General features: G+C 62.5%; 17 protein-coding genes and 1 pseudogene. 11 read left to right on the top strand and 7 right to left on the bottom strand.

Features of this window, described 5'->3' with window-relative positions; genetic code table 11:
• Window positions 1-5: 5 nt before the first annotated feature.
• Window positions 6-325 (top strand): annotated as a pseudogene (locus OVA00_RS13555) (YnfA family protein).
• Between the two features lie 83 nt (window positions 326-408).
• On the top strand, window positions 409-1,911 hold the full coding sequence (locus OVA00_RS13560) for an AMP nucleosidase (protein WP_112985627.1): 1,503 nt from the start codon (window positions 409-411) through the stop codon (window positions 1,909-1,911).
• Window positions 1,912-1,952: 41 nt separating this feature from the next.
• Here OVA00_RS13560 and OVA00_RS13565 read toward each other — a convergent pair whose 3' ends face one another.
• Window positions 1,953-2,906 (bottom strand): lysylphosphatidylglycerol synthase domain-containing protein, encoded by a 954-nt coding sequence (locus OVA00_RS13565; protein ID WP_268089121.1) that lies wholly within the window; start codon window positions 2,904-2,906, stop codon window positions 1,953-1,955.
• A gap of 130 nt (window positions 2,907-3,036) precedes the next feature.
• On the opposite strand from OVA00_RS13565, the gene OVA00_RS13570 reads away from it, so the two are divergent.
• Together OVA00_RS13570 and OVA00_RS13575 are read left to right on the top strand one after the other, a co-directional pair.
• Window positions 3,037-4,014: a glycosyltransferase family 2 protein gene (locus tag OVA00_RS13570; RefSeq protein WP_034804195.1), complete on the top strand. Its 978-nt coding sequence runs from the start codon at window positions 3,037-3,039 to the stop codon at window positions 4,012-4,014.
• On the top strand, window positions 4,007-5,536 hold the full coding sequence (locus tag OVA00_RS13575) for an ArnT family glycosyltransferase (protein WP_112975752.1): 1,530 nt from the start codon (window positions 4,007-4,009) through the stop codon (window positions 5,534-5,536). The genes OVA00_RS13570 and OVA00_RS13575 overlap by 8 nt, the downstream gene beginning before the upstream one ends.
• Here the strand turns inward: OVA00_RS13575 and OVA00_RS13580 are convergent.
• Window positions 5,473-6,396 carry a diacylglycerol/lipid kinase family protein gene (locus OVA00_RS13580; RefSeq protein ID WP_113189671.1) on the bottom strand — a complete coding sequence of 308 codons (924 nt, stop codon included), beginning with the start codon at window positions 6,394-6,396 and terminating at the stop codon, window positions 5,473-5,475. The genes OVA00_RS13575 and OVA00_RS13580 overlap by 64 nt on opposite strands.
• A gap of 167 nt (window positions 6,397-6,563) precedes the next feature.
• Entirely contained in the window at window positions 6,564-7,037 is a 474-nt protein-coding gene (locus tag OVA00_RS13585; RefSeq protein WP_060522089.1) for an Lrp/AsnC family transcriptional regulator, read from the bottom strand.
• Between the two features lie 152 nt (window positions 7,038-7,189).
• On the opposite strand from OVA00_RS13585, the gene OVA00_RS13590 reads away from it, so the two are divergent.
• Complete coding sequence (locus tag OVA00_RS13590) at window positions 7,190-8,098, top strand: DMT family transporter (protein WP_113189673.1); 909 nt, start codon at window positions 7,190-7,192, stop codon at window positions 8,096-8,098.
• 73 nt (window positions 8,099-8,171) lie between these two features.
• Here the strand turns inward: OVA00_RS13590 and OVA00_RS13595 are convergent, their stop codons facing one another.
• The 3 genes from OVA00_RS13595 to OVA00_RS13605 all read right to left on the bottom strand — a co-directional run bounded on the left by OVA00_RS13595 (window position 8,172) and on the right by OVA00_RS13605 (window position 10,974).
• Window positions 8,172-9,059, bottom strand: coding sequence for an ABC transporter permease (locus OVA00_RS13595; RefSeq protein ID WP_060522087.1), 888 nt, complete (start codon window positions 9,057-9,059; stop codon window positions 8,172-8,174).
• 112 nt (window positions 9,060-9,171) lie between these two features.
• Window positions 9,172-10,170 (bottom strand): ABC transporter substrate-binding protein, encoded by a 999-nt coding sequence (locus OVA00_RS13600; RefSeq protein WP_268089124.1) that lies wholly within the window; start codon window positions 10,168-10,170, stop codon window positions 9,172-9,174.
• Between the two features lie 231 nt (window positions 10,171-10,401).
• On the bottom strand, window positions 10,402-10,974 hold the full coding sequence (locus tag OVA00_RS13605) for a CGNR zinc finger domain-containing protein (RefSeq protein WP_113189604.1): 573 nt from the start codon (window positions 10,972-10,974) through the stop codon (window positions 10,402-10,404).
• A 91-nt stretch (window positions 10,975-11,065) separates the two neighbouring features.
• Here OVA00_RS13605 and OVA00_RS13610 point away from each other — a divergent pair, with 91 nt between their 5' ends.
• Entirely contained in the window at window positions 11,066-11,971 is a 906-nt protein-coding gene (locus OVA00_RS13610; RefSeq protein WP_268089125.1) for an alpha/beta fold hydrolase, read from the top strand.
• Between the two features lie 81 nt (window positions 11,972-12,052).
• On the opposite strand, the gene OVA00_RS13615 is transcribed toward OVA00_RS13610, so the two are convergent.
• Window positions 12,053-13,714, bottom strand: coding sequence for an electron transfer flavoprotein-ubiquinone oxidoreductase (locus OVA00_RS13615; RefSeq protein WP_268089126.1), 1,662 nt, complete (start codon window positions 13,712-13,714; stop codon window positions 12,053-12,055).
• 455 nt (window positions 13,715-14,169) lie between these two features.
• Between OVA00_RS13615 and OVA00_RS13620 the strand changes: the two genes are divergently transcribed.
• The 5 genes from OVA00_RS13620 (at window position 14,170) to OVA00_RS13640 (ending at window position 18,521) form a co-directional block, all read left to right on the top strand.
• Window positions 14,170-15,468 (top strand): Hsp70 family protein, encoded by a 1,299-nt coding sequence (locus tag OVA00_RS13620; protein ID WP_034789413.1) that lies wholly within the window; start codon window positions 14,170-14,172, stop codon window positions 15,466-15,468.
• Between the two features lie 97 nt (window positions 15,469-15,565).
• Window positions 15,566-16,450, top strand: a complete 885-nt coding sequence (locus OVA00_RS13625; protein ID WP_268089127.1) for a uracil-DNA glycosylase — start codon at window positions 15,566-15,568, stop codon at window positions 16,448-16,450.
• Window positions 16,451-16,624: 174 nt separating this feature from the next.
• Complete coding sequence (locus OVA00_RS13630; protein ID WP_089043882.1) at window positions 16,625-16,801, top strand: hypothetical protein; 177 nt, start codon at window positions 16,625-16,627, stop codon at window positions 16,799-16,801.
• 74 nt (window positions 16,802-16,875) lie between these two features.
• Entirely contained in the window at window positions 16,876-17,031 is a 156-nt protein-coding gene (locus tag OVA00_RS13635) for a hypothetical protein (protein ID WP_089043881.1), read from the top strand.
• A gap of 197 nt (window positions 17,032-17,228) precedes the next feature.
• On the top strand, window positions 17,229-18,521 hold the full coding sequence (locus OVA00_RS13640) for an MFS transporter (RefSeq protein ID WP_268089129.1): 1,293 nt from the start codon (window positions 17,229-17,231) through the stop codon (window positions 18,519-18,521).
• Window positions 18,522-18,524 lie beyond the last annotated feature (3 nt).

The raw sequence follows: 18,524 nt of genomic DNA on the forward strand, positions 1-18,524 counted from the left end.
AACCGATGCCCGCCTATCTCATATATGCCCTCGCCGCCCTTGCAGAAATTGCCGGCTGCTTTGCCTTCTGGGCCTGGCTGAAGCTCGACAAGTCTGCGCTCTGGCTCGTTCCCGGAATGGTCTCGCTGGCGCTCTTTGCCTGGCTGCTGACCTTGATCGACAGCCCCGCGGCCGGCCGCGCCTATGCGGCCTATGGTGGCGTCTATATCGCCGCACGCTCATCTGGCTCTGGCTGGCTGAAGGCGTCAGACCGGACCGCTGGGATCTTGCCGGCATGACGGTTGCGCTGATCGGCAGTGCGATCATCCTCGCCGGCCCGCGTTGAGCAACGGGCCTCAAATCGCCTCGCGGTTGTGCGTGCCACCATCTTGTCGTTTGCTTGTCAGAAGCCGCAGCCTATAATGCGACATGAACAAGCGAATCTCTTCACACTCCGTCCTTTCCACAGCAACGCCCGAGCCTTTCGAGCCGCAGTATTTCGATGATCCTGCGGCCGCAGTCGATTGCCTCGAGGCGCTTTACGAGCGCAATACCCGGTTCCTCTGCGACGCGTTCGAGGGGCTGGGCAAGGGCGGCAAGCCGTTGACCCGTTATCGCGCCTGCTACCCGCAGGTCAGCATCGAGACGAGCAGCTTCGGCCATGTCGATTCCCGTCTTTCCTATGGTTATGTCAGCGCGCCCGGCGTCTATACGACGACGATCACGCGGCCAAAACTCTTCCGGCACTATCTGAAGGAACAGCTCGGGTTGTTGACGCGCAACCACGGTCTCGGCATCACGGTCTCGGAATCGGCCACCCCGATCCCCTTGCATTTCGCCTTCGGCGAAAGCGCCTATGTCGAGGCATCGGCCGCCAATGCCATCGACATCCCCTTGCGCGACCTGTTCGACGCGCCTGATCTGACGACCACGGACGATGAGATCGCCAACGGTTCCTACGAGCCAGGTCCGGGCGAACCGTCGCCGCTCGCGCCGTTCACGGCGCAGCGCATCGACTATTCGCTGGCGCGCCTCAGCCACTACACGGCGACGAGCGCCAATCATTTCCAGAACTTCGTGCTCTTCACCAACTACCAGTTCTATATAGACGAATTCTGCGCTTGGGCCCGCCAGCAGATGGCGGAAGGCGGCAACGGCTACACGGCCTTCGTCGAGCCCGGAAACATCATTACGCCCGCCGGGGCCGACAAGCCGGAGACGGACTTTACCCTTCCGCGGTTGCCGCAGATGCCGGCCTATCACCTGAAGAAGAAGGGCCACGGCGGCATCACCATGGTCAACATCGGTGTCGGCCCGTCCAACGCCAAGACGATCACCGACCATATCGCCGTGTTGCGCCCGCACGTCTGGCTGATGCTCGGCCACTGCGCCGGCTTGCGCAACAGCCAGCGGCTCGGCGACTACGTGCTTGCCCATGCCTATATGCGCGAGGATCACGTGCTCGACGACGACCTGCCGGTCTGGATCCCGCTGCCGGCGCTCGCCGAAGTGCAGGTGGCGCTGCAGGATGCCGTGGCCGAAGTGACCGGTTATCGGGACTACGATCTCAAGCAGATCATGCGCACCGGGACCGTCGCCACCATCGACAACCGCAACTGGGAGCTTCGCGACCAGCGCGGCCCGGTCAAGCGCCTGTCGCAGGCGCGCGCCATCGCGCTCGACATGGAATCGGCAACGATCGCCGCCAACGGCTTCCGCTTCCGCGTGCCCTATGGAACGCTGTTGTGCGTCTCCGACAAGCCGCTGCATGGCGAACTGAAGCTGCCGGGCATGGCAACGGCCTTCTACAAGACGCAGGTCAGCCAGCATCTGAAGATCGGCATCCTGGCGCTGCAGAAGCTCGCGGCGATGCCGCCGGAAAAGCTGCATTCGCGCAAGCTCAGAAGCTTCTACGAGACCTCGTTCCAGTAGAGGTCAAAACGTCGCTAGGACATGCCCCACGGCACGGCGCTCTAGCGACGTTTCCCCAAAACCATCGACAACAGCGTGCCCGCGACTGCGGACACGATGATCAGGAGATGCGCGTTGACGCCGGCCGTCGCCAGCAGTTCGAGGCCCGCCCGGCCGGCGGGGGCGCCGAAGGAAACGGCACCGGCCGCAATCGCTGCCGGATAGGTGCCGACGCCAGCCGGCGCATGCATCGGCAGCACCGAAGAAAGCTCGCCTCCGAGCGCGCCGCCAAAACAGGCCGCAAGCGGCGCAATTCCCATGAACGCCAGCACCCAGGCGAGCACGATCACCTTCACCGCCCAGTTGAGGATGGTCATGCCCCAGGCGCGCAGGAACGCAGCCACGGTGCCCGGCAGGCCCGCCTCCAGTTCCTCGACGACCGGCTCGAGCTTTGCCGGCAGCAGCCGGCGCGCCAGCGCGATTGCGTGGTCCTTCAAGAAAAAGAAGAGAAGCGGCGAGACAAGCGCCGCAAACCAGACGAGCCAGAGCCCGATCGACCCTCTGCCGAAGACCAATCCGACGACGGCCACGACGAGGAGCGCATGCAGGTCAAGCAGGCGCATGACCAGAAGAGCGGCCGTCCCCCTGGCGAGCGGGACAGAAAACTCCGAACGCATCAGGAGAGGAAAGCTGGTCTCGCCGGCCCGAAACGGCAGCATGATGTTCAGGAGATTGTGGACCTGGGTGACCCGAAAGAGCGGCAGGAAACGCCCCGACGTTTCGCTCGGGAAGTAATCGTAGATGCGATAGCAGCGAATGAAGTAGGTCGCGATGAGCAGCAAGAGGGCCGCAGATGCGGCACCAACGCCGATTTCGGACCACTGGCGCAAGAGCGCCGACCAGCCCCAGAACCACTCAACGAAGGCCGCGTAGGCCGCAATGGCGCCCGCCGACAGCAATGTCATCCGGTTGCGGACGAGCCAGGATCGCCGGTCAGGCTCGCAATCCGATGTCATCAGGCCTCGATTTCCCGTGTTGAAGGGCAAGATTGAACGTTGGTTATCACCGATAACTGTGCAAGAAAACGATTATGTAAGCAGTCCAATTCTTGCGGCAGCGTGAGCGCCGTATGTATGAGCGGTTCCCATGCATCCCATAGAGCTATCCGTCGTCATTCCCGTATTCAACGAAGAAGACAGCATTCAGCCGCTGATTACGCGGGTCCGCGATGCGCTGGCGAATTTTCCGTCCCCTTGGGAACTGATCCTCGTCGACGACGGCAGCACCGATCGAACGCTTGTGAATGCAAGAAAGGCCCTTTCCGATCCCGGCATCGACCTCAAGATCGTTGAACTGCAAAAGAACTTCGGACAGACGGCCGCGATGCAGGCGGGCATCGATGCCGCCACCGGCCGCCTGATCGCCACGCTCGACGGCGACCTGCAGAACGACCCGGCCGATATTCCCGAGATGGTCACGGCCATCGAGGAGCGTCAGCTCGACCTGCTCGTCGGCTGGCGAAAGAACCGGCAGGATGGCCTGCTCCTTCGGAAAATCCCGTCCTGGTGCGCCAATCGCCTGATCGGCAAGATCACCGGCGTCCGGCTTCACGACTATGGCTGCAGCCTGAAGGTCTATCGCGCGTCCGTCATCAAGCAGGTGAAGCTGATGGGCGAAATGCATCGCTTCATCCCCGCCTGGGTCGCAGGCGTCGTGCCGAGCAGCCGCATCGGCGAAATGCCGGTCACCCACCACGCACGGCAGCATGGCCAATCCAAGTACGGGATCTCCAGAACCTTCCGGGTGATTCTCGATCTTTTGTCGGTGCTGTTCTTCATGCGCTACAAGGCGCGCCCGGGACACTTCTTCGGTTCGATCGGCCTTGCGACGGGGGCGCTCAGCGCCCTGATCCTGCTCTATCTCGGCTTCGACAAGTTCGTGCTCGGCAACGATATCGGAACCCGCCCGATGCTGATCGTCGGCGTGATGTTGTTCCTGTCGTCGGTTCAGCTCATCACCACGGGCATTCTCGCGGAAATGATGGCGCGCACCTATTTCAGCGACGACGGCACGACGAACTATATCGTCCGGCAGGTCTTCGTGCGGGACCAGACAGATGCTTGAGGCCGTCAACCGCCGGCCAAACCTGATCCTTGCGCTGATTGCGGGCTACTTCCTGCTTTGCATCGCACTGAGGCTTTCCGCTTCGACTTCGCTCGAGATCGACGAATCCGAGCAGGCCTATGTCTCGCAGTTCCTGATGCTCGGCTACGGTTCGCAACCGCCTTTCTACAATTGGCTGCAATACGGGCTGACCTCGCTGTTCGGCCCGTCAGTGGCGACGATGACCGTACTCAAGAACGGCCTATTGTTCCTCTGTTGTCTCTTCTTCGGCCTTGCATCCCGCGAGGTTCTCGGCGACCGGCGCCTTGCAGCCATCACGACAATGGGCGTCCTCGCTCTGCCGCCGATCTTCCTGCTTGCCCAGCGCGACCTCTCGCACACGGTCGCCGCGCTATTTGCCGTTTCGCTCTTCCTGTACGCATTCCTGCGGACGATGAGCCGACCGACCTTCTTTGCCTACGCTCTTACAGGCGTCGCCGTCGGGATCGGCGTCATTTCAAAGTACAACTTCGTGATCGTTCCGGTCGCGGCGATCGTCGCGATCCTGCCCGAACCGAAACTTCGCGCCCGGCTCTTCGACTGGCGCATCCTTGTCGCACTCGCCGTCTGCGCGCTGATCGCCCTGCCGCACGGCACCTGGGTCCTGCAAAATATCGGCGCCGCGTCGAGCAATACCTTCAAGGAAATGGGAACGGGGCAGGAAGCCGGTTTCGTGTCGAAGGCGTTGAAGGCGATCGTCGCGCTCTTTGCCTCGACGCTTCGCGGCTCAGCGATCATCTTCGTCGTCTTCGCCCTCGTGTTTCGCAAGGACCTGCCGGCGATCTGGCGCGCCGACAGCCTCTGGGCTCGGGTCGTCGGGCGCATGCTGGTCCTCTGTCTCGGCGCCGTTCTCGTCATCATGCTGGTCACCGGCGCCACCCATATGCGGGAAAAGTGGCTGGTTCTCTTCCTCGTCCTGCTGCCGCTCTATCTGGCCCTCAAGGTCGAGGCGTCCGGCGTTGACACCACACGTAGCGTCCGGCCCGTCGCCCTCTTTATCGGCTTCGTCATCGTGACCACGCTGGTCGTGGTGTCTACCCGCGCAGTCGTGCGGCCTTGGTTCGGCAAGGTTTCGAGACTGAGCATCCCCTACAGCAGCCTCGTCGACACCATCGTTCAGCAGCAGGGACGCGAACCGGCGATGGTTCTGGCCACCAACAAGCAGGTGGCCGGCAATCTGCGAACGCGCCTGCACGGGGCCAAGGTCTACGTGCCCGGCAACAACAGCAGCCCGGCGATCGGTCAGCTGGCCGGGCCGCTTCTCGTTGTCTGGACCAACGACGGCAAGGCCGATGCAGCGCCACCGGCGCCACTCGTCGATGTCCTCAAATCCTTCGGCGTGCCGGAAACGCACTTGCAGCCGCAGCAACTCGCCCTGCCCTATCTCCACGGCACGCTCGAGGATCGCTACAGTTTCGGCTACTTCTGGATCGACGATCCGTCGCGATCCGCGCCGACGAGCAGCTTGAGTTCGCCAGGGTGAATGCGCAGCGCGACGTCGCGGCCCATGGGCAGAAGTTCGCCGTCGATGACGCAGTTGATCTTTCGTTCGACCTTCGGAAAATGCAGATCGAGGGCATGACCGCTCATGGCGGTAATCAGCGGACTGTCGCGAAACTTGCCGCGCATTACATCGAGCGCGAGCTTGGCGACACCCGGCGGGCTCAGCGGCGGCGCCGTGTAAAAGCCGAGATGGCCGGCGGTCACGTCGTCCGCATACATCAGCGTGTCGCGGCCGAACGGATTGTTGGAAACCGAGACCGCCGAGACATGACGGCTCTCCTTGTGACCATCGACATCGAACTCGATCTCGAAATCCGGAGGATTGAGAATCACTCCGACTGCGGCGCGGGTGCTGGCGGCGATCTTTCCCGCTCTTGAGCGAAAGCTGTAGGATTCGCGGTAGCGCACCATGCGCGCATGCAGCCCCATGGAGAATTGATGCACGAACGCACGGCCATTGGCGCTGCCGATGTCACCGTCGATGATCACGCCATTCGCCAGCACTTCCGGCACTTTCCAGATATCGAGCGGCAGCTTCAGCGTGCGGGCAAAAAGATTCATCGTTCCGGCGGGAACGACGCCGAGCGGCATGCGGTTCTTCCAGGCGACGCCGGCGGCGGCCGAAATCGTGCCGTCACCTCCGCCGGCAAGAATGGCGTCGAGGTCGTCGCGACGGCAGGTCCGCTCCAACGCCTCTTGCATCTCGTTTCCGGAAACCGCTGCAATCTCGATCTGGTGGCCTGCGGCCTGGAAGACGTCTTCGACCTTCTGGCCATAGGCGGCCATGTCCGTCGTGCGGAACGTGCCGCCGTCGCGATTGAAGATTGCCTTGATTTTCATGAACGGCTCGTCGGCTCCATTGCCGCGGCAATGCGGCTTACCGCGATCAAATAAGCGCGATTGCGGCCAATTCCAGAACCTTACCGAAACTTAACGGGAGCGCCGGTCGTTCGTCCGCTCCATCACGACCAGCACAACAGAAACCGAGTGTCACAGCAATGCAGCGATCAGCGCGGTTCGGGCAACTTCAGCGGCCCGCCTGTCTTGATCGAGCGGATCGCGAAATTGGACCGGATGTCGGTGACGCCGGGCAAGGCCAACAGCGTCTCGGTCAAGAGTTTCTCATAGGCAGGCAGATCCTCGACGACGACCTCGGCGAGGAAATCGGCATTGCCGGAGATCAGGAAGCAGGAGACCACCTCGGGGATGGCGAGCAGCGCCTCCTGCTGCTGCTGTGCGTTCTCGCGGCTATGGCGCCCAACCTTGATTTCGACGAAGACCGTCAGCCCGAGACCGGCTTCCTTACGATCGATGTCGGCCCTGTAGCCGCGCAGGATGCCGGATTTTTCCAGGTTGCGGATGCGCCGCAGGCAGGGCGACGGCGAAAGATTGACCTTTTCGGCAATCTCGACGTTCGTTGCGCGCGCGTCCTCCTGAAGGATTCTAAGGATGGCGAGATCGAATTTATCGAGGCTTGGCATTTTTATGAACTTCAGTTGTTATTATTGGCACATTGTTGCTGACGATAGGCTATTTCGGGCACAAATCGCAAGGACATGCCCCGCTATCAGGGCTTAATCTTCCTTCCAGACCCAAAAGCCTCTCAGGTATCCAATTCGGGAAGGAAATTCAAATGGTTGCGCTCGCTCTCGATCGCGGCAATACGACGCCTGTCGCCGCCGGCTATGCCGGCGCCTTCGTAACCGTCCTCATCTGGGCGGGCTGGATACTGGCGACCCGCCACTCGGCCGGCACCGCGCTTGGCACGATCGACCTCGGGCTGATCCGCTACGGCGTGCCGGCGATCCTTCTTGCCCCGGTCTGGCTGAAGACCGGGCTTCTGCCGCGCAAGCTGCCGCTGCTGTTGCTCGTCCTGATGGTAGCCGGTTCGGGCGCCCTGTTCTTCCAGGTCTCCGCCTTTGCGATCCACTCCGTTCCAGCTTCCTCGGTCGGCGTTCTCCTCGGTGGCTCGATGCCGCTTGCCACCGCGCTCATCGGCATCACGGTCTTCGGCGAGCGGCCGGACCGGATGCGCGTGCTCGGCTTTGCCGCAATCCTTGCCGGCGTCGCCATCCTCCTGACGCGAAGCCTCGGAAGTGCGGCCTCGACCGGCTGGAGCGGCTATGCGCTGCTGCCGACTGCGGCGACCCTCTGGGCGATCTATACCCATGCCTTCCGCCGCTCCGGCCTCAGCCCGCTGCAGGGAAGCGCCCTGATCGCCATCTGGTCGTTCCTGATCCATCTCGGACTTGCCGCCTGCTTTGGAACCACCCTTGCCAGCGTTCCGGTCCAGGAGATCGCCTTGCAGGTCACCAGCCAGGGCATCCTGTCCGGCCTCGTCGCCATGGTAGCCTACGGCTTTGCCGTGAAGAGCCTTGGCGGTACCCAGGCGGCCGCCTTCACGGCGCTGACACCGGTTCTCGCGATGGTCGGCGGCGCCGTCCTGCTCGGCGAGCAGATCGGCCCCTTCGAGATCCTCGCCGCGGTCGTCACCGCTACCGGCGTCGCGCTTTCGACCGGCATTCTTTCGTCCAGGCCCTGAACGCAAAGCTCGTTAAAATGGGAAGGCCCCGGAGGTGTTCGCTCCGGGGCCTTTTTCTGTCTCGACGACAGGCTCAGCCGTGAATGATTTCACGGTGTTTTTGCAGCCGGTGACCGTAGGCCTGGCTGACGCGATCGAAGATGATGGCAATGCCGACGATCGCAAGGCCGTTGAAGATGCCGAGCGTGAAGTACTGGTTGGCAATCGCCTTCAGCACCGGCTGGCCGAGGCCCTGAACACCGATCATCGAGGCGATGACCACCATGGCGAGCGCCATCATGATCGTCTGGTTGATGCCGGCCATGATCGTCGGCAAGGCGAGCGGCATCTGGACGTTCTTGAGCTTCTGCCACGCCGACGAACCGAAGGCATCGGCCGCCTCCAGCACGTCCTTGTCGACGAGGCGAATGCCAAGGTTCGTCAGGCGAATCATCGGCGGGATCGCGTAGATGACAACGGCGATCAGCCCCGGCACTTTGCCGATCCCAAGCAGCATCACGACCGGGATCAAATAGACGAAGCTCGGCATCGTCTGCATCACGTCGAGAATCGGATTGACGATGTTCTGGAACCGGTCCGAACGGGACATGACGATGCCGATCGGAATGCCGATGGCAATCGACAGCACGGTACAGACGAAGATCATCGAGACCGTCTTCATCGTGTCGTCCCACATGTCGAAGTAGCCGATCAACAGCAGCGTGCCGATGCAGCCGGCGACGATCTTCCAGTTGCGGCTTGCCACCCAGGCGATGAAAGCGATCAAGATCAGGATGATTGGCCAGGGCGTCTTCGTCATGAAGCGCTCCGACTGGATGAGAAAGAACTGCAAGGGCTCGAAGAAGCCTTCGATCGCGTCGCCATAGGCGCGCGTGAAGCCGCGAAATCCCTCGTCGATCGCCTTTTTCAAGGCTCTCAGGCTCTCGTCATCCATGTGTGGAAACTGGGTCAACCAGTCCATTCCATTTCCCCTTCAGATTTCGCCGGCCGCGATTGTTGTTTTGCCTTTGCCGGACCTAGAACGAAGAGGCGGCGCACATGACTGCGCCGCCCGCTGGTTATGACCATCGCGATCAGAGCGCGGCCTTCACCTTTTCGGCGACCTCGGGCGAAACCCACGGGGTCCAGATATCGGGGTTTTCCTGCAGGAAGTGCTTGGCGCCCTCCTCCCCGCTCGCCTGATTGTCGGTCATCCAGGCCATCAGCTTGTTGACCGTGTCGTTGGTCCAGGCGCGCTTGTTGAGGTAATCCATAGCCGGGCCGGCGCGATCGGCGAAGGCCTTGGTCACCAGCGTCTGGACCTTGTCCTTCGGCCAGTCGTTCTTCTTGGGATCCGGGCAATCGGCAACCGTGTTGCAGCGCTTCCATTCGGCCGGATCGGCGGCCACACCATGCTCGAGCTTCACCATCTCGTACTTGCCGAGAAGGGCCGTCGGCGCCCAGTAGTAGCCGACCCAGCCCTGCTTGCGCTCATGGGCCTTGGCGATCGAGCCATCGAGGCCGGCGGCCGAACCGGTATCGACCAGCGTGAAGCCAGCCGTTTCGCCGCCATAGGCTTTATAAAGCTGCGTCGTCACGACCGTGCCGCCCCAGCCCTGCGGGCCGTTGAAGACGGCGCCCTTGCTTGCGTCTTCCGGATCCGGAAACAGTTCCTTGTGCTTCAAGGCGTCATCGATCGTCTTGATGTCGGGATTGGCATCGACGATGTATTTCGGCACCCACCAGCCCTGGACGGCGCCATCGGAGAGCGCCACGGCGGCGCCGACGAGCTTGCCCTCCTCGAGGCCGCGATTGACGACATCCGGAAGCAGGTCGACCCAGCCTTCGGGTGCGACATCCGGCTGGCCCTTTTCGATCATCGAGGTGATCGTCGGCACGGTGTCTCCGACCACCAATTCGGCATTGCAGCCGTAGCCTTCCGTCAGGATGATCTTGTCGACACTCGCCAGCACCTCGGCGCTCTGCCAGTTCATGTTGGCGATCGTGACGTCGCCGCATTCGGCGGCCGAAGCTGCGCCGGCGAGGCCAAAGAGGCCCGCGGCCAGGCAAGTCGTTGCAAGAAGCTTCTTCATTTCCGTTCCCTTGTTTTGGCGGTGCATCCCGTCGCACTGCCGATCTCACCGCGGGGATCGACAGCGTCACAGGGTTCGGTCCAACTCAAGACAACAGGGACCGAACGGCCTGCAGATCCGTCGGCTTCAAGCCGATGACATCATGAAAGCTAACGGGCTTTTCCGGCAAGGACTTTCCCATTTGCGTCAACGGGTGCCTTTCCTAATATTTGCGCATCGTTGAAGTGGTCGTCAGGACGTTTTGCAGCGCTGGTAATAGCGCGACACGCGCACCCGGTTTCCGCAGCGCGCCGCCGAGCACCAACGCCGCCGGGCATTGCTGCCGACGAACAGCATCACACAATCCTCCGCCTCGCATTTGCGGATGAGCCTGGCGTCGCCGCCGGCAAGCAACGCCGCAGCGTCCTCGGCGAGGAAACCGGCTAGCTGGACCATGGGCTCCGCCGTTCTTTCGCTGACGAGCCGCGGCGGATCGGTCCAATCGAGACGGCGGACGACCGGTGCTGCCTCCATTGCCGCGTTAAGGCCCTCGATATCCGCGGCCGGAACAGGTTGCCTGTCCATCACATGTGCGATGGCCGACGCCACATGCGAGCGGACGGCAAGGACTGGCGCGAGATCGTCGGCGTCGGCCGCACCGATGCTGGCAAACGCGACATCCGACATGCGAGGCCCCTCCAACGCCAGCCAATGCGCGAGCCCGCCATCGGCCGCGAAGAGATCGACACGGCCGCTCGCGGTCAAAGGGCGAGTGTTGACGAGATCGAGAGCAAGGGGCTCTCCGACGAAAGGAACCAGATCCATGCAGGCCTCACATAATGCATAATTTCGATATTGACGCATTAGGTTTTCTGGCGCAATTCTAATGCATAAATATTACCAATAGGAGTGTTAAATGAGCAGGCATAGCATTCCATCGATCCGGCACCGGTTCATCGAGGCCGGAGGCGTCCGCGTCTTCTACCGCGAGAGCGTGCCGACCGGAGCGCCGGCCGATTTCCCGACAATCCTGCTTCTGCACGGCTTCCCCTCGTCTTCCCACCAGTACCGGCGGCTAATGGACGCGCTTGGCAGCGACTACCGTCTGATCGCGCCTGACTATCCGGGCTTCGGGCATAGCGACACGCCGACCTCGACGAACGAAGGCGGCAGTTTCGTCTACAGTTTCGACAAGCTGGCGGATGTCATGGAAGCGTTCGTGGATGCGCTCGCGCTGAAACGCTTCGTCCTCTACGCCTTCGATTTCGGCGCGCCCGTCGGGTTTCGTCTTGCAAGCAGAAAGCCCGAGCGCATTGCCGGGCTGATCGTCCAGAACGGCAATGCCTATCTGGAGGGGCTTTCCGACATTGCCCGCGACTTCATTGCGCTCAAATCCGAGGACGAAGGCGCTGAAGAGCAGGTGCGGCAGTTGCTGACCTTGGAGATGACCCGTGCGCAATATGTCGGCGGGACGAAGGATCCGGACCTGGTCGCACCTGACGGCTGGACCATGGATCAGCACTTCCTCGATCGCCCGGATCGCCGCCAGCCGCAGATCGATCTTGCCTTCGACTACAAGAGCAACCTTGCCCGCTACGGCGAATGGCAAGAGTGGCTGCGCCGCGAACGGCCGCCGACCCTGATCACCTGGGGCCGTAACGATCCCTTCTTCACAGAGAAGGGCGCTCGCGCCTTCCTCACCGACCTTTCTGAGGCCGAGCTCCACCTGTTCGATACCGGCCACTTCGCGCTGGAAGAAAACCTGCCGGAGATCGCACCGCTGATTGCCGATTTCGTTGATCGCATCTGGGCGAAGGCATGAAACGACAAAGGCGCCGTGGCCAATGGCCGCCGGCGCCTTTGTAAACCTCAATGGCCGCGGATCTAAGACCGCCTCCCGAACTCACATGTTCGGATAGACCGGGCCTTCGCCGCCTTGGGGCGGCACCCAGTTGATGTTCTGGTTCGGGTCCTTGATGTCGCAGGTCTTGCAGTGCACGCAGTTCTGGGCGTTGATGACGAAGACGTCCTTGCCGTCCTTCTCCACCCATTCGTAGACCCCGGCCGGACAGTAGCGCGTCGACGGACCGGCATAGATGTCATGCTCGGAGCGCTTCTGCAGATCCATGTCCTTCACCTTGAGATGAACCGGCTGGTCCTCCTCATGGTTGGTGTTCGACAGGAACACCGAGGACAGCCGGTCGAAGGTCAGAACCCCATCCGGCTTTGGATAGTCGATCTTCTGGTGCTGCGCTGCGGGTTCGAGCGACTGCGCATCGGTCTTTCCGTGCTTCAGCGTGCCGAAGAAGGAGAAGCCGAACAGCTGGTTGGTCCACATGTCGAGACCGCCGAGCCCAACGCCGATCGCCGTGCCGAACTTCGACCACAGCGGCTTGACGTTTCTCACCCGCTTCAGGTCCTGGCCGATGGCGCTGTCACGCCAGCCGCGTTCGATCTCGATCGGCTCGTCATTGGCGCGGCCACTGGCGATCGCCGCTGCCAGCTTCTCGGCCGCTAGAATGCCTGAAAGTACCGCATTGTGGCTGCCCTTGATGCGCGGCACGTTGACGAGACCGGCCGAACAGCCGATCAGCGCACCACCGGGGAAGGACAACTTCGGTACCGACTGGTAACCGCCCTCGGTGATCGCACGGGCGCCATAGGAGAGACGCTTGCCGCCCTCGAACGTGCCACGGATCGCCGGATGCGTCTTGAAGCGCTGGAACTCCTCGAAGGGGAAGAGATAGGGGTTCTTGTAATTCAGGTGCACGACGAAGCCGACGGCGACCATGTTGTCTTCGAGGTGATAGAGGAAGGAGCCGCCACCGGTCTTCATGCCGAGCGGCCAGCCGAAGGAGTGCTGCACCAGACCCGGGCGATGGTTTTCCGGCTTGACCTGCCAGAGTTCCTTCAGACCGATGCCGAACTTCTGGACGTCGCTGTCCCTGGAGAGATCGAACTTGGCGATCAGCTGCTTGGCGAGCGAACCGCGCACGCCCTCGCCGATCAGCGTGTATTTGCCGAGCAGCGCCATGCCGCGGGCAAAGTTCGGGCCCGGTTCGCCGTTCCTCTCGATGCCCATGTCGCCGGTGGCAACCCCGATGACCGCACCTTCGTCGTTGTAGAGCACTTCGGTTGCGGCAAAGCCCGGATAGATCTCGACGCCGAGTTCCTCCGCCTTTGTCGCCAGCCAGCGACAGACGAGCCCAAGCGATACGATGTAGTTGCCGTGATTGTTCATCAGCGGCGGCATCAGGAAGTTCGGCAGGCGGATCGAGCCGGCGGGTCCCAACAACAGGAAGTGGTCGTCCTTAACCTCGGTCTTGAACGGATGGTCGGCGTCGGCGCGCCAGTCCGGCAGCAATCGGTCGATGCCGATCGGATCGACGACGGCGCCCGACAGGATATGCGCACCGACTTCGGCGCCCTTTTCCAAGACGACGACCGAAAGCTCCGGATTGACCTGCTTCAGCCGGATCGCCGCTGCAAGACCCGCCGGTCCCGCACCCACGATCACAACGTCGAACTCCATGCTCTCGCGTTCGGGCAGGTCTTGTTCGGTCATACCGTCTCTCCAGTCTCACCGGTCTTCTGCCGGCTCCGTTCCCAGGGCATATCATTCCGTCATGGCAAATGCAGTTTGGCTTGTCGAGCCGGGATGCGACAGACGATGCCCGCTTTTGCGCATGAGGTCATGAGTATAGGCAAATATCTATATGACGTGTACGTAAACGTAAATACATCAATTTGTCGCGCAGCGAAGCTATGACCCATGCGGCCTTGCTTTTGCCGAAGAGCCGTGCGACGAGGCCGCCGCACCCTTCCAGCGGTACGCGCTGGCACACCCCATTCGCAATCGGCACGCGGCAAGGCGCCTCTCGGCGTCCGGACGGCGTGTCTTTCGGCTTTGAAGCCGGCCGCCCATCGATCCCCGAAAGCGGCCCACGGAATTCATGTTGCGTCGCGCGCCACCGGCCCCACTCCGGGCGGCGAAGCGACGCCAGATGCAAGGAGACACTCATGGTCAAGGCACTCGGCTTTGATTTCGGCACCACCAATTCCGTTCTGGCGGTTGCCGCGGGCGAAACGACCCACTCGATGCGCTTCGACAGCCTCGCCGGCTCGACCGATGCCATGCGTACTGCCCTCTCCTTCATGAAGGATGCCAAGCTTGGCGCCCAGGCGCTGAAGGTCGAGGCGGGCCAGGCCGCAATCCGCGCCTTCATCGACAATCCCGGTGACTGTCGTTTCCTGCAGTCGATCAAGACCTTTGCCGCAAGCCCCCTCTTCCAGGGCACGCAGGTCTTTGCCAAGCGCCACAGCTTCGAAGACCTGATGCGCGTGTTCCTGACCAAGCTGCGCGACTATGCCGGTGACGGCTGGGCGGACCAGTACAGCCGCATCGTCGTCGGCCGTCCGGTGCACTTTGCCGGCTCCAGCCCCGACCCTGCGCTGGCGCTCGAGCGCTATGGCGCAGCCCTCTCCGAATTCGGCTTTCCGGAGGTGCACTACGTCTACGAACCGGTGGCAGCGGCCTTCTACTTCGCCCAGAACCTGAAGCAGGACGCAACTGTGCTCGTCGCCGACTTCGGCGGCGGCACCACCGACTATTCGCTGATCCGCTTCGAGACCAAGGCCGGGCGCCTGACGGCAACCCCGATCGGCCATTCGGGCGTGGGCATCGCCGGCGACCATTTCGACTTCCGCATCATCGACAACGTCGTCTCGCCACTGATCGGAAAGGGGAGTCTGTTCAAGAGCTTCGACAAGCTGCTTGAAGTGCCGTCGAACTACTACGCGAATTTCGGCCGCTGGAATCAGCTTTCGATCTTCAAGACACTGAAAGATTTCACCGATCTGAAGAAGCTCGTGCGCCAGAGCCTGGAGCCGGAAAAGCTCGAGGCCTTCGTTGACCTGATCGAGCATGACGAGGGCTATCCGCTCTACAACGCGATCTCGGCCACGAAGATGCAACTGTCGAAGGAGGACGAGACCGAGTTCTATTTCGCCCCGCTCGGCGAAATGTCGCGCCGCACCGTTCGCCGCAGCGATTTCGAAGGCTGGATCGCGCCGGAGCTCGCCCGCATCGAGGGCGCGCTGGATGATGTGCTGCAGTCGACGGCAACGGCACCCGAGACGATCGACAAGGTGTTCTTGACCGGCGGCACCTCCTTCGTTCCGGCCGTACGCGGCATCTTCGAGCGGCGTTTCGATGCCGACCGGATCGAGAGCGGCGGCGAACTGCTGTCGATCGCCCATGGCCTGGCGCTGATCGGCGAGCACGAGGACATCGCCCACTGGACCGCGAATGCGGCCTGAGCCGACGCGCGAACCGGATGTGCATGACCTTGGATAGGAGGGTCGAGCGCCGGAAAAGCGGTTCCGGTCCGGCCGCTTATGGGCTAGGTTGGCGGCCATGATTTCCGCCAACGACCTTTCTCCGGCGCAGCTTGCCGCCCTTCTCGCCTTCCACGGCGATGCGGGCGTCGAATGGCTGCTGGAAGAGGAACCGGTCGACCGTTTCGCCGAGTTCGAGGCGATGAAGGCAGCACGCGGCAACGCCCGCGTGGCGGCAACCAGCAACCGGGCGGAGGCACCCGCTTCGCAACCGACGGCGCGCCAGACAGCGGCGGCCGCTGCTCCCACCCCTTCCCGCGCACCTGCCCCAGTCGCGAACGCCCCTGCGGTCGCCATCCCCGATGCGCAGGCGATCGAAGAGGCGCGCTTTGCCGCCGAATCGGCCCGGTCGCTCGCCGAGCTCCGCGTTGCGATGGAAGGTTTTGCCGGCTGCAATCTCAGGAACAGCGCCCGCAATCTGGTCTTTGCCGAGGGTGATCCGGCAAGCGGCATCATGATCGTCGGCCCGATGCCCTATGCCGACGACGATCGCGACGGCCAGCCTTTTGCGGGCCGCCTCGGCGAGATGCTGACCCGGATGATGGCGGGCATCGGTCTTACGCGCGAGAGCGTGCTCTTGAGCAATGTCGTGCCCTGGCGCCCGCCGGGTAACCGCGTGCCGACGGCGCGCGAGGGCGATATCTGCCGACCCTTCATCGAACGCCAGATCGCGCTGGCAGAGCCTAAGCATCTGCTGCTGCTCGGCAATTTCACCGCCCGTTTCTTCTTCGGCGGCAACGACACGATCCACCAGCTTCGCGGCGAATGGCGCGAGCTTGCGATCGGCGGCATTAACGTGCCGACCCTCGCCACCCTGCATCCGCAGGACCTGGTGACGGCGCCGATCAACAAGCGCTTCGCCTGGCAGGACCTGCTTGCCTTCAAGGCCCGCATTCACGGCTGATCCTAAAGCGCCCTGCCCGGATCGTGCTCCCGGCCGCTTGCCCGTTTCATGAACAAAGAATGAAGAAAGCCATGCGGTTTGCGCATATCAGCGGCGCATTTTGACGCATTGCAAAACGTCATGTTGCAGCGCAATATACTGGTACGGGAGGAATGGAATTTAAGGAATTGAACCATGACTGCCCGCTTTCGTCCGATCCACAGCAGCTTTGAGACGCTCCGCCACACTGGCGCTGCTTACCGGACGCCGTTCAACCGCTTTGGCACGGCAGCCAACGAGCAGATGACCGCGATCGGCCTCGCCCGGACCACCCGTCCGGCGCAGATTTTCGCCGACTTCATCCAGCGCTGATCCCCACGCGATACGCGGCTTTTGCGTATCGCGTGACGCATCGTTTGACCCGACACGAAGAAAGGAACGAACCCATGACCAAGCCGATTGCCAGCCTCAAGGTCCTGCTCGATTCGATCTCCGACATCGGTACGGCCGTGCGCGCCTCGCGCGAATATACCGTTCTCAGCACCAAGAAGGATGCACGCCGCGCCCATCGCACGGCCGTGAGCCCGTTGCTGCCGAACTGACTGCTGCCCGCAGGTATAAGCACCGCCTTTTTGCCATCGCCTGTCGCAATCGACAGGGCGTAAAAAACTGGATAGAGCCACACTCGTCCCGACTAAGGAGTGTCAGGCTCATCCGGCCCTGCCAGACCGTTCCTCGCTCCATCTGCGTTTGCTTGTCATCGGACAAATGACGAAGCGCCACGTTTCCAGGAGCGCCGATGCTGGCCAGCCTCGCTTCCGTCTTCAGTCTGATGGTGTCGACCCTTCTCATGATGGTCGGCTTCGGCCTGCAGAGCTATGTGATCCCCGTGCGTTCCGTCGCCGAGAACTGGTCGACGCTGACGGTCTCGGTGATCGCCACCGGCTATACGGTCGGCTTCACCCTTTCCTGCGTCGTCACGCCGAAATTCGTGCTGCGTGTCGGCCATGTGCGCGTCTTCACCGCGCTGATCACGCTGCTCTCCATCGCTATCCTGCTCTGCGGCCTCATCGTCGACTGGCGCCTCTGGATTGTGTTCCGTGCCATTGCCGGCTTTGCCATCTCCGGCAGCTATCTCGTCATCGAGAGCTGGCTCAACGAGCGCGTTACCAACGAGAACCGCGGCCTGCTCTTTTCGCTCTACCTGATCACGACGATGGTCGGCACGATCGGCGGGCAGTACATGGTGCCGCTCGGCGACCCGACAAACACGTCGCTGTTCATGCTCTGCAGCGTGCTGTTCTCGCTGGCGCTATTGCCGACGGCGCTCTCCTCCTCCCCCATGCCGGCGCCACCGGCACAGGCGAAGTTCGATATCCCCGCCCTCTTCCGCCGCTCGCCGGTCGCCGTCGTCGGCGGTTTTCTCGCCGGCGCGCTCTCGGGCGCCTGGCTGAACCTCGGCGGTGTCTTCACCCAGAAGATCGGACTTTCGACGGCGGAAGGCGCGACACTGCTCGCCTCGCTATTGACCGGCAGCGCCCTCTCGCAAATCCCGATCGGACGTCTCTCCGACAAGATCGACCGGCGCATCGTCATGGTTGGCTGCGGCATCGTCGGCGTCATCTCGTGCCTGGTGATGTCGGCATCGATCGGCAGCCAGCCCGCCGTTCTCTACATCATCGCCGCTTTCGTCGGATCGGTGCTCTTCCCGATCTACGCACTGAACGTCGCCCATGCCAATGATCTCGCCAAACCCAACGAGTATGTCGAAACATCCTCGGGCCTGATGATCACCTACGGGCTCGGCACGATTTCCGGCCCGCTGATGGTCGGTCCGGTCATGGATCGTTTCGGCCCGGCGGCGCTGTTTCTCGTCCTTGCCGTCTACTTCGCGCTCTATGGCGGCTATGCAGCCTGGCGCATTCTGCGGCGCGAGCAGCACAAGGGGCTCGTCGTCAAGACCGACTTCCAGGCAACGAGCGTCATGCCGACGCCCGGCCCTGATGTGACGAGCCCGGCTGCCCAGCAGGCGGCGCGGGAACCGCTGATCGACGACGATACGGTTCCGGCCTGGGAAAACCCGCGGCCGTAGGCC

The sequence above is a fragment of the Ensifer sp. SL37 genome (assembly GCF_026672675.1).
Lineage (GTDB): Bacteria > Pseudomonadota > Alphaproteobacteria > Rhizobiales > Rhizobiaceae > Ensifer > Ensifer adhaerens.